The organism is Streptomyces sp. NPDC001980 (assembly GCF_040296885.1).
Classification (GTDB): Bacteria; Actinomycetota; Actinomycetes; order Streptomycetales; family Streptomycetaceae; genus Streptomyces.
Window position 1 is genome coordinate 85,333 of record NZ_JBEOYD010000038.1, and the last position, 10,611, is coordinate 95,943.

A 10,611-nucleotide genomic window follows, 5' to 3' on the forward strand; every position below is an offset into this window, starting at 1 on the left:
CCACCTCACTTGTACATGGTCTGGTTCATGGTTCCGGGGGCGTACGCGTCCGGGTCGACCCAGACGTTGATCAGCGACGGCCTGCCCGACTCCCGGGCCCGGCGCAGGGCGGGGCCGATGTCGGCGGGGTCGCGGACCTCCTCGCCGTAACCGCCCAGCATCTGGGCGAACTTGTCGTAGTGGACGTCGCCGAGGGTGTTGCCGACCCGCTCGCGCTCCTTGCCGTACTTGGCGGCCTGGCCGTAACGGATCTGGTTCATCGAGGAGTTGTTGCCGACGATCCCGACGAAGGGGAGGTCGTAGCGGACCAGGGTCTCGAAGTCCCAGCCGGTGAGCGAGAAGGCGCCGTCGCCGAAGAGGGCGACCACCTCCTTGTCGGGGCGGGCCTGCTTGGCGGCGAGCACGAAGGGGACGCCGACGCCGAGGGTGCCGAGCGGGCCGGGGTCCATCCAGTGACCAGGCGACTTGGGCTGCACGACCTGACCGGAGAAGGTGACGATGTCGCCGCCGTCGCCGATGTAGATCGAGTCCTCGGTGAGGAAGTCGTTGATCTCGCTGACCAGGCGGTACGGGTGGATGGGCGAGGCGTCCGACCGCAGGCTGGGCAGCCGCTTCTCCAGCGCGGTCTGCTCGGCGGCCCGCAGCTCGTCGAGCCACTCCTTGCGCTGGGAGGCCCCGCCGTTGACGCGCCCCGAGGCCGCCTCGGTCACGGACTTCAGGACCAGCCCCGCGTCCCCGACGATCCCGAGGTCGATGTCCCGGTTCTTGCCGACCGTGCGGTAGTCGAGGTCGATCTGGACGACGGTCGCGGTGGGGGAGAGGCGCTTGCCGTAGCCCATGCGGAAGTCGAAGGGCGTGCCGACGATCACGATGACGTCGGCGTTGGAGAACGCGTACCGGCGGGACAGCTGGAAGTGGTGCGGGTCGCCGGGCGGCAGGGTGCCGCGGCCCGCGCCGTTCATGTACGCCGGGATGTTGAGGGTCCGTACCAGCTCGATGGCGTCCGCGGTGCCGCGGGTCGTCCAGACCTGGCTGCCGAGCAGGATGGCCGGCTTCTCGGCGTGCACGAGCAGGTCGGCCAGCTTCTCGATCGCCTCGGGGTCGCCGGCCGAGCGGGTGGAGGCCCGGTAGGCGCCCGCCTTGGGTATGCGGGCCTTCGCGGCCGGGACCTTGGCGTCGAGGACGTCCCGGGGTATCTCCAGGAACGAGGGGCCGGGCGCGCCGTGGTAGCACTCCCGGAACGCCATGGAGACCATGTCGGCGGCGCGCGCGGTGTCCGGGACGGTTGCCGCGAACTTGGTGATCGGCGTCATCATGTCCACGTGCGGCAGGTCCTGCAGGGACCCCATCTTGTGCTGGGTGAGCGCGCCCTGGCCGCCGATCAGCAGCATCGGGGACTCCGCGCGGAAGGCGTTGGCGACCCCGGTGACGGCGTCGGTCGTACCCGGCCCCGCGGTGACGACCGCGCAGCCCGGCTTGCCGGTGATGCGCGCGTAGCCGTCGGCGGCGTGGGCGGCCACCTGCTCGTGACGGACGTCGACGACTTCTATGCCCTCGTCGACGCAGCCGTCGTAGATGTCGATGATGTGGCCGCCGCACAGGGTGTAGATGCGGTCGACCCCCTCGGCCTTCAGCGCCTTGGCAACGAGATGACCACCGGAAATCACGTCCTGGGTGTCGTCGGGCATGGCGAAGTCCTGTCCCTTCGTAGGGGGTTGGAACGCTCTCTCGTACATTGCATACAGTCGACGAATACTGTATGAACCTTGTTATCCCGCATCCGGTGGGTGGTGTCCAGGGGGCGTGCGGCACTTTTAAGACAGGAGCCGAAATGGACCTGTACGAACACCAGGCAAGGGAACTCTTCGAAGATCACGGCATCGTGGTGCCGAGGGCGGAGGTCACCGACTCGCCCAAGGAGGCCCGGGAGATCGCCCGCCGGCTCGGCGGCAGGGTCGTCGTGAAGGCGCAGGTCAAGACCGGTGGCCGGGGCAAGGCGGGCGGCGTGAAGCTCGCCGCCGACCCGGCCGCGGCGGAGCTCACGGCACGTCAGATTCTCGGCATGGACATCAAGGGGCACACGGTCGGCAAGGTGATGCTGGCCCAACCCGTCGACATCGACAGCGAGTTCTACGTCTCCTACGTCCTCGACCGGGCGGCCGGCGGCTTCCTCGCGATCGCCTCCGCCGAGGGCGGCATGGAGATCGAGGAGGTGGCCGCGACCCGGCCGGAGGCGGTGGCCCGGGTCCGCATCGACCCCGCGGTCGGCGTCACCTCCGCCAAGGCCCAGGAGATCGCCGCGGCCGCCGGACTGCCGCCGCAGACCGTCGACGTCCTCGTACGGCTCTGGCAGGTCCTGGTCCGTGAGGACGCGCTGCTCGTCGAGGTGAACCCGCTCGTGCGCACCGAAGAGGGCCGGATCCTGGCCCTCGACGGCAAGGTCACCCTTGACGACAACGCCCGCTTCCGGCAGTCCCGTTGGGGCGCGGAGGAGGGCGAGCACCCCGACCCGCTGGAGGCGGCGGCCGCCGCGAAGGGGCTCAACTACGTCAAGCTCGACGGCGAGGTCGGCATCATCGGCAACGGCGCGGGCCTGGTGATGTCCACCCTGGACGTGGTGGCCGGCTGCGGCGCACGGCCCGCCAACTTCCTGGACATCGGCGGCGGCGCGTCCGCCCAGATCATGGCCGACGGACTCTCGGTGATCCTGTCCGACCCGTCGGTGAAGTCGGTCTTCGTCAACGTCTTCGGCGGGATCACGGCGTGCGACACGGTCGCCGACGGCATCGTCCGCGCCCTGGAGACCGTCCGGCTGACCAAGCCGCTGGTGGTCCGCCTCGACGGCAACAACGCGGCCCGCGGCCGGGCGATCCTCGACGGCCGCGCGCACCCCCTGGTCGAACAGGCCACCACCATGGACGGCGCCGCCCGCCGCGCCGCCGAACTCGCCACCACCGCCTGAGGAGTTCTGTCATGGCGATCTACCTCACCAAGGAGAGCAAGGTCCTCGTCCAGGGCATGACCGGTGGCGAGGGCATGAAGCACACCCGGCGGATGCTCGCCGCCGGGACCGACGTCGTCGGCGGGGTCAACCCGCGCAAGGCCGGCCAGACCGTCGACTTCGACGTCCCCCAGGGCCTTGAGGGCCTGGCAGGTGCCCCCAGTACCGTCCCGGTCTTCGGCACCGTCGCCGAGGGCATGGCGGCCACCGGCGCCGACGTCACCGTCGTCTTCGTGCCGCCCGCCTTCGCCAAGGCGGCGGTGCTGGAGGCGGCCGACGCCGGCATCGGCCTCGCGGTGGTGATCACCGAGGGCATACCGGTCCACGACTCGGTGGCCTTCACGTCGTACGCCAAGCGGAACGGCACCCGGATCATCGGGCCCAACTGCCCGGGCCTGATCACCCCCGGCCAGTCCAACGCGGGCATCATCCCCGCCGACATCACCAAGCCCGGCCGCATCGGTCTCGTCTCCAAGTCGGGCACGCTGACCTACCAACTCATGTACGAACTGCGGGACATCGGCTTCTCCACCTGCGTGGGCATCGGCGGCGACCCGGTCGTCGGAACGAGCCACATCGACTGCCTGGCCGCCTTCCAGGAGGACCCCGACACCGAACTCGTCGTCCTCATCGGGGAGATCGGCGGCGACGCGGAGGAGCGGGCCGCCGCCTACATCCGGGAGCACGTCACCAAGCCGGTCGTCGGCTACATCGCAGGGTTCACCGCACCCGAGGGCCGCACCATGGGCCACGCGGGCGCCATCGTCTCCGGTTCGGCCGGCACCGCGCGGGCCAAGCAGGAGGCGCTGGAGGCGGTCGGGGTGCGGGTGGGGAGCACGCCGACCGAGACCGCCCGGCTGGTGCTCGAGCTCCTGGAAGCCGGGGGTTGATCATGGTCCTTGTCTGCAAGCCCGGCACCGGCTGGGACGACGCCTGGGCGCGCTGTCTCGCCCTCGCCCCCGAGGCCTTCCGGGACGACCGCGTCCTCAACCTCTGGGCCGCCGCGTGGCGGCCCGACGGCCGCCCGCTGCCCGCGACCAGCCCCGTCGACGGCAGCCCGATCGCCGGTGCCCCGCGCCTGGACCGGGACACCGCCCGCAGGGCCGTCCGCGCCTGCCTCGACCAGCACCGCGCGTGGCGGCACGTACCGCTGGAGGAACGCCGGGCCAGGGTGGCCGCCACCCTGGACGCCCTGACCGAACACCGCGAACTCCTCGCCCTGCTGCTCGTCTGGGAGATCGGCAAGCCCTGGCGGCTGGCCCAGGCGGACGTGGACCGGGCGATCGACGGGGTGCGCTGGTACGTCGACGGCATCGGGCCGATGCTCGCGGGGCGGGGCCCACTGGACGGGCCGGTGTCCAACATCGCCAGCTGGAACTACCCGATGAGCGTGCTCGTTCACGCGGTACTGGTCCAGGCTCTGGCGGGCAACGCGGTGGTGGCGAAGACCCCGACCGACGGCGGAGTCGCCTGTCTCACCCTGGCCTGCGCACTGGCCGCCCGGGAGGGCCTGCCGGTGACGCTGCTCAGCGGCAGCGGGGGCGAGCTGTCGGAGGCGCTGGTCCGGGCGCCCGAGATCGGCTGCGTCTCCTTCGTCGGCGGCCGGGACACGGGGGCGGCGGTGGCCACGGCCGTCACCGACCTCGGCAAGCGGCACGTACTCGAACAGGAGGGACTCAACACCTGGGGCATCTGGAACTTCACCGACTGGGCCGCGTTCACCGCCGTCGTCCCCAAGCTCTTCGACTACGGCAAGCAGCGCTGCACCGCGTACCCGCGCTTCGTCGTCCAGCGCGAGCTGTTCGACGAGTTCCTCACGGCCTACCTCCCGGCGGTGCGCCGGCTCCGGATCGGCCACCCGCTCGCGGTCGCCGACCCCGTCGACCCGCTCCCCGAGCTGGACTTCGGCCCGTTGATCAACGCGGCGAAGGCCAAGGACCTGACCGACCAGGTGGCCGAGGCGGTCGACCGCGGCGCCGTCCCTCTGCACCGCGGCAGCCCGGCCGACGCCCGCTTCCTGCCCGGCCAGGACACGTCGTCGTACGTCCACCCGGTCACCCTCCTCAACCCACCCCCGTCCTCACCCCTCCACCACGCGGAACCCTTCGGCCCGGTCGACACGATCGTCCTGGTCGACACCGAGGCCGAACTGCTGGCCGCGATGAACGCCTCCAACGGCGCGCTGGTCGCCACGCTCTCCACCGACGACGAGGCCACCTTCGCGCGCCTGGCCCCACAGATCCGCGCCTTCAAGGTCGGCCACGGAAAGCCACGCTCCCGCGGCGACCGCGACGAGCTCTTCGGCGGCTTCGGCGCGTCCTGGCGGGGCGCCTTCGTCGGCGGGGAGCTGCTGGTACGGGCGGTGACCCGGGGCCCGGCGGGGGAGCGGCTGCCGGGGAACTTCCCGGAGTACCAGCTCATGCCCTGACGGCACCGAGCACAGGGACGATGACCTCCTCGGCGAGCCTGCGGACCACCCCCTGCGGATAGGGGCGCGGCAGGCTCAGCACGATGTGGTCCATCCCGGCGTGGACCAGGGCGGTGACCGTGGCACGGGTCGCCGCCGGGTCGTCGTACGACACCAGGACCTGGACCGAGCGGACGATCTCCGCCGGATCCCGGCCCAGGTCGACGCAGTGCGCGTCCAGCACCCGGGCGCGTTCGCCGACGAACTCCACGGTGTTGTGCGGCGGCCCGGGCACGTTCCAGACGTCGGCGTGCTCGGCGGCCAGCCGCAGCAGGCGGTTGCCCCAGCCGCCGATCAGCAGCGGGGGACCCGGGTGCTGCACCGGCCCGGGTTCGTTCCGCGTCCCCGTGAGCCGGTAGTACTCGCCCTCGAAGTCGAAGACGTCCCGGGTCCACATCAGCTTCAGGATCCGTACCGTCTCCGCGAGCCGGGCGATGCCCTCGGCGGGCGGCACGAGCGTGAGGCCGTACGCCGCGTACTCCGCGACCGCCGGATTCTCGCCCGGGATCCCGCCGGCCCCGGGCGGCTGGTGCGTCCCGCCGACGCCCAGCCCCAGCACCAGCCGGCCGCCCGAGACCACGTCCACGGTGGACGCCATCTTGCCGAGGAGCGCGGGCGGCCGGATCCGGTTGCTGGTCACCAGCAGCCCGAGGCGCAGCCGCTCGGTCTGCGCGGCCAGCGCGGCGAGCAGTGTCCAGCCCTCGTGGACGGCTCCGTCCTTCGGCCCCGCCACGGGCAGCAGATGGTCCCAGAGCCAGGCGTCCGAGATCTCGGGTATCGCGTCGGCTTCCTGCCAGACGCGGCGGATGTCGTCGTAGGGGACGTGCATGGGTGTCGTCTTGATGCCGAAACGCACGGTCGTCGTCATGGCCGTCAGCGTATTAGATCGTCAGCTCTACTGACGATCAGTTTTGGATATCATCCACGACATGGTCAGTGATCCCCTCGAATCCCGGCTGGGCTACCTGCTCAAGCACGTCCAGGCCGAGCTGTCGCGGACATCGGCCGAGGTGCTCGCGCCGTACGGCATGGACGGGCATGAACTGGCGGTGCTGGTCGTCCTCGCCGGGGCCGAACCGCTGTCGCAGATCGAGGTGGCAGGGCGGCTGGGGGTGGACCGCACGACGATGGTGGCGCTCCTCGACGGGCTGGAGCGGCGCGGGCTGGTCGAGCGCCGGCGGAGCCCGCAGGACCGGCGGCGCAACATCGTCGAACTGACCGATGCCGGGCGCGAGCGGATGGGGCGGGCCGAGGTGGCCCGACTGGCGGCCGAGCGGCGGTTTCTCGCGCCGCTGGACGATCAGACGGCCGCGACGCTGGTCCGGGCTCTGCGTGCGCTGCTGCCCGAGCGGTAGCGAGCTGGGCACGCACGGTGAGGGGGCGCCCACCTGCGGATATGCCGACGGAAACGCAGGTGAAAGGCACTCCGAAAGCTTGGTATTGTTGTCCATGTCGCCGCGGGGAACACCCCCGGTCAGGCGGCAGACACCTAGTCCGGGTGGCGGAATGGCAGACGCGCTAGCTTGAGGTGCTAGTGCCCTTTATCGGGCGTGGGGGTTCAAGTCCCCCCTCGGACACTCGCTATAGCGATACGCGGACGAAGGCCTCGACCTAACGGTTGTGGCCTTACCTGCGTGTGCGTAACTGATCGTGATCCCGAGGGCTTCGTAGAGTGGGCCTTTTTCTCTGCGTCGACGGTCTGCATGCGTTGTGCGATGTCTCCGAGTCTCTCAGTGATCTCCCGGATCTGGTCGGCGCTGAGCTGCCGCGCTGGCTTGGGCGAGGGCGGTGAGGGTGGCGGCGAGCCGGTCGGGGGCGAAGGCTTTCGCGATCCATCGGTCCAGAGCCCGGCACACCACGTCCTCCCGGAGGTAGACGGTCCGGGGGTGATCCAGGCCGGGGTGGAGGGACTGTTCCTGTTCCTTGAACTCGCAGCGGTAGTAGACGGTGTTGCGGATCGTCGCGGGCTGCGTCTTTCGGCCGCACGTCTCGCATCGCACCCGCCCGGGCAGTGCGTACGTCGGTTGCCCCTGCGGTTGTCGTCCGGGGCGTTCGAGGCGCTGCGGCGTGCGGGCACACTGCTGGCGGATCTTCTTGACGGTGTCGAAGAGCTGGGTGGTGACGATCGCCTCGTGAGCGGCGTCGTTGGACCGTACCCACTGTTCAGCCGGGTTGTGTGTCATGCGGGTGCGGTGGCCGAGGGTGACGTCGTCGACGTCGTAGAGGTGTTCCTCCTTGCGCTGCTTGTTCCAGATCTCATAGCCGGTGTAGCGGGGGTTGATGAGGATCGCTCTGACGGCTCCGGCCTGCCATGCGGTCTTCTTGCGGTGGGGGCTGCGGTGGGGTCGGGTTCCAGGCGGTGGATCCGCTGTCCCGTCGCGGCCCGCAGGGGCGGTATCAAGTCGATCCGCGGGTTCCATCTGCGGGTCTACAGCGAAAGCGGCACCAAATTGGGCGACTTCGACCTGGGCAGCAACGCCGATGAAGGTCATTACGACGAACGTACCCATACCTACTATTCGTCGAACGGGTGCTCCTCCTGAACCGCCTGCCGCTGTCTGACCTGAGGCTGTAATTCGGGACAGGGGCGGATGCGTACCGTGAAGGCGTGTCCGCCCGTGTCCCTGTCCGAAAGGCACGTTCCTTGTCCTCGACGCTCTATCGAGTGCGTGAATCCTTTCCCGACGCGCCGGGCGCGTTGACGCGGGCGCGGGCGATCATGCGCGACCTGGCCGAGTGGACTGCCCCTCCGTGGCCCCGAGTGAACGACATCACGACCGCGGAGCAATTTGCGTACGCACTCGGCACCTTCGCCACCGCCCGGTTCGGTGCGGACCGCGAACCCCACGGCGTGCCGTTTCTGAACGAACTGCGGCGCCGCGGTGTCGTCACCCTCGATGCGGAGCAGTTGAAGTCCTACATCTCAGGCGACGTGCGGCTCCGCCCCGACCTGGTCGATCTCTGGCCCCTTCCCGAAGGAGTGAGCCTCGTTCTGGCCACGACCCCGCCCTTCGGCGCCCCCGGCAGTGAGCCCGAGGACGACGCTACCGAAGACGAACTGGACCGGATGGTCTCCGTGCTCGGGCCGCTGTCCCTGGACGTCAGATGGGACTGCGCCTGGCGCGGTCTGCCCGAGTTCAAGGACTGCGGTGTGCTGCTCTGCCTGAACAGCGTCTGGGTGTCGCAGCACGTCGAGCCGTCCCCGGGCGAGTTCGGTGTCTGGGTCTCCCTCGGCCCCCGCGTCGCCTGGACGCCTGAGGGCCAAACCTGGGTGGGCGACTCCGGACTCCCACTGGGCGAACCCCAAACGGGCTGGTGACCCGGACGTCCGGATCCTCCGGCGATCAAGCAGCGCTACTCCTACGGAACCGCCCGCCTCCGCTCGACATCAGGCGGCAATCCGAGACAGGGCGATCTGCGGCTCAAAGGAGCCCGTTCGACAGCGCGGGATGTCGATCTCGACCGGGCTGCCATCGGTGAGCACGGACAGGCTCCCTGTGCGTCGGTCACCCGTCAGGATCGAGCACGACCGGAAGCTCCGCGAGGCCGCGGAAGGCCGGGAAGGGAACCTCCAGCCACCGTGTTTCGGCGCGAGGGTCGGCCAAGGTCATCCTCGGGAACCGGTCGAACAGGGCGGTGAGCGTCAGCTGCATCTCCAGCCGGGCCAGCGGGGCTCCCAGGCAGTAGTGGCTGCCGTGCCCGAACCCCAGATGCGCGTCCTGCGCGTTGCCCGGACGCATCACGTTCAACTCGTCCGGGGCGTCGAACTTCAGCGGATCGCGGTTGGCCGAACTGAGCGCGACCTGGACCAGGGCGCCCTTGGGAATCCGGGTCCCGCCGTACTCCACGTCCTCGGTCGCGTAGCGGAACGTCGCGCTCTCCACGGAGCCGTCGTAGCGCACCAGTTCCTCGACCGCGGCACGCATCAGCTCCCCGTTCTCCCGCACGGCGCGCAGCTGTCCGGGATGGGACAGGAGGTGATGCACGGCGTTGCCGATCAGGTACGCGGTCGTCTTGTGACCCGCGAACATCAGCAGGAACGCCGTGGAGACCAGCTCGTTCTCGGTCAGGCCGCCGTCATCGTCCCGGACCGCGGTGAGCGCGCTCAGGAGATCGTCACCCGGACGCTTCCGCTTGGCGGCGATGAGATCCGAGAAGTACGCGTGCAGTTCCTCCTCCGCCTTCTGCTGGGCCTTCTTGGCCTCCTCGTCGAAGCCGTTCTGCGCCACCGCGGAGGACAGATTCTGCAGCCGCGACCGTTCCTGGGGCGGTACACCGAGCAGATCGCAGATCACGATGATCGGTAGCGGGAACGCGAAGACCGGCAACAGGTCGAAGGGCTCCCGGGGCGGGCACTCGTCGAGCAGGCCCCGGACGATGTCCTGGATCTTCGGCCGGAGAGCCTCCACCCGCCGTGGGGTGAACGCGGAGCTGACCAGCTTGCGCAGCCGGGTGTGCTTGGGTGCGTCGGAGTTGAGCATGTTGTCGTCCAGCGCGACGGACGAGTCACCGAAGATCCTCCGGTAGGCGTCCATGGCCCCGTACATGTCCTTGCTCAACCGCGGATCCGCCAGGGCGGCCCGCGCGTCCTCGTACCGGGTGATCAGGTACGTCTCGTTGCCGTGTGGCGGTCTCATGGGGCAGACCGGGGCCGCGCCGCGGAGATGGGCGTAGACCGTATGGGGGTCCCGCCGGAACTCCGGGGTGCAGCGTTCAGCCGCGGTGACGGCCTCTTGCGTGGTGGTCACGGACGACTCCTGAGGTCGAAGAGAGCCTCGGCGTTGCCACCGAGGACGAGCTGCTGCGACGCCCTGTCGACCGGCAGCTTCTCGATCATGCGGATCTGCTCCTCCAGCGGCACGGCCAGCGGTGGTGAGTCGGTACCGAACAGCATCCGCTCGGGACCCAGCACCTCCGCGTTCAGGCTCAGATGCGCCGAACTGAACGGGCTCGTGTCGACGTACATGCGCTGCAGGGCCGCTGCCGGGTCGACCGCCGGTCCCTGGGCAGCCGACTTGGTCGGGGCCGCCTCGGGCCGGCCGGAGGGCGGTGCGCCCCCGGCCCAGTGCCGGGGTAGACCACTACGTGGAGATCGGCTTCGCCGGCTTCGCGGACATCGTGGACGCGGTCGGCGGCGTCACGA

The 10,611-nt window shown here is 70.1% G+C and carries 10 protein-coding genes, 1 tRNA gene and 1 pseudogene; 7 read left to right on the forward strand and 5 right to left on the reverse strand.

The window, feature by feature from the left end; all coding sequences use genetic code 11:
• Window positions 1–5: 5 nt before the first annotated feature.
• Window positions 6–1,688 (reverse strand): thiamine pyrophosphate-binding protein, encoded by a 1,683-nt coding sequence (locus tag ABT137_RS39765; protein WP_351716587.1) that lies wholly within the window; start codon window positions 1,686–1,688, stop codon window positions 6–8.
• Between the two features lie 143 nt (window positions 1,689–1,831).
• On the opposite strand from ABT137_RS39765, the gene sucC reads away from it, so the two are divergent.
• Genes sucC through ABT137_RS39780 form a run of 3 tightly spaced genes read left to right on the forward strand, consistent with a single transcriptional unit; the run spans window position 1,832 to window position 5,429 of the window.
• The gene (gene sucC / locus ABT137_RS39770; protein ID WP_351716589.1) at window positions 1,832–2,962 is read left to right on the forward strand and encodes an ADP-forming succinate--CoA ligase subunit beta; all 1,131 of its coding nucleotides are present in this window, start codon (window positions 1,832–1,834) and stop codon (window positions 2,960–2,962) included.
• Window positions 2,963–2,973: 11 nt separating this feature from the next.
• Window positions 2,974–3,891 (forward strand): succinate--CoA ligase subunit alpha, encoded by a 918-nt coding sequence (gene sucD, locus ABT137_RS39775; protein WP_351716591.1) that lies wholly within the window; start codon window positions 2,974–2,976, stop codon window positions 3,889–3,891.
• 2 nt (window positions 3,892–3,893) lie between these two features.
• The gene (locus ABT137_RS39780) at window positions 3,894–5,429 is read left to right on the forward strand and encodes an aldehyde dehydrogenase family protein (RefSeq protein ID WP_351716593.1); all 1,536 of its coding nucleotides are present in this window, start codon (window positions 3,894–3,896) and stop codon (window positions 5,427–5,429) included.
• Here the strand turns inward: ABT137_RS39780 and ABT137_RS39785 are convergent.
• Entirely contained in the window at window positions 5,419–6,336 is a 918-nt protein-coding gene (locus ABT137_RS39785) for an LLM class flavin-dependent oxidoreductase (RefSeq protein ID WP_351716595.1), read from the reverse strand. The genes ABT137_RS39780 and ABT137_RS39785 overlap by 11 nt on opposite strands.
• Window positions 6,337–6,397: 61 nt before the next feature.
• Between ABT137_RS39785 and ABT137_RS39790 the strand changes: the two genes are divergently transcribed.
• Together ABT137_RS39790 and ABT137_RS39795 are read left to right on the forward strand one after the other, a co-directional pair.
• Complete coding sequence (locus ABT137_RS39790) at window positions 6,398–6,823, forward strand: MarR family winged helix-turn-helix transcriptional regulator (RefSeq protein WP_351716597.1); 426 nt, start codon at window positions 6,398–6,400, stop codon at window positions 6,821–6,823.
• A gap of 137 nt (window positions 6,824–6,960) precedes the next feature.
• A tRNA-Leu gene (locus ABT137_RS39795) sits at window positions 6,961–7,045 on the forward strand.
• Between the two features lie 153 nt (window positions 7,046–7,198).
• Here ABT137_RS39795 and ABT137_RS39800 read toward each other — a convergent pair.
• Window positions 7,199–7,960, reverse strand: coding sequence for a recombinase family protein (locus ABT137_RS39800; RefSeq protein ID WP_351716599.1), 762 nt, complete (start codon window positions 7,958–7,960; stop codon window positions 7,199–7,201).
• Between the two features lie 173 nt (window positions 7,961–8,133).
• On the opposite strand from ABT137_RS39800, the gene ABT137_RS39805 reads away from it, so the two are divergent.
• Entirely contained in the window at window positions 8,134–8,787 is a 654-nt protein-coding gene (locus ABT137_RS39805; RefSeq protein WP_351716601.1) for a hypothetical protein, read from the forward strand.
• A gap of 187 nt (window positions 8,788–8,974) precedes the next feature.
• Here the strand turns inward: ABT137_RS39805 and ABT137_RS39810 are convergent, their stop codons facing one another.
• Both ABT137_RS39810 and ABT137_RS39815 read right to left on the reverse strand, forming a co-directional pair.
• Window positions 8,975–10,216: a cytochrome P450 family protein gene (locus ABT137_RS39810; RefSeq protein WP_351716603.1), complete on the reverse strand. Its 1,242-nt coding sequence runs from the start codon at window positions 10,214–10,216 to the stop codon at window positions 8,975–8,977.
• Window positions 10,213–10,434, reverse strand: coding sequence for an amidohydrolase family protein (locus ABT137_RS39815; protein ID WP_351716605.1), 222 nt, complete (start codon window positions 10,432–10,434; stop codon window positions 10,213–10,215). Before ABT137_RS39815 ends, ABT137_RS39810 begins: the two co-directional genes overlap by 4 nt.
• Window positions 10,435–10,541: 107 nt before the next feature.
• Here ABT137_RS39815 and ABT137_RS39820 point away from each other — a divergent pair.
• Window positions 10,542–10,611, forward strand: a pseudogene (locus ABT137_RS39820) (LCP family glycopolymer transferase); the annotation flags it as partial.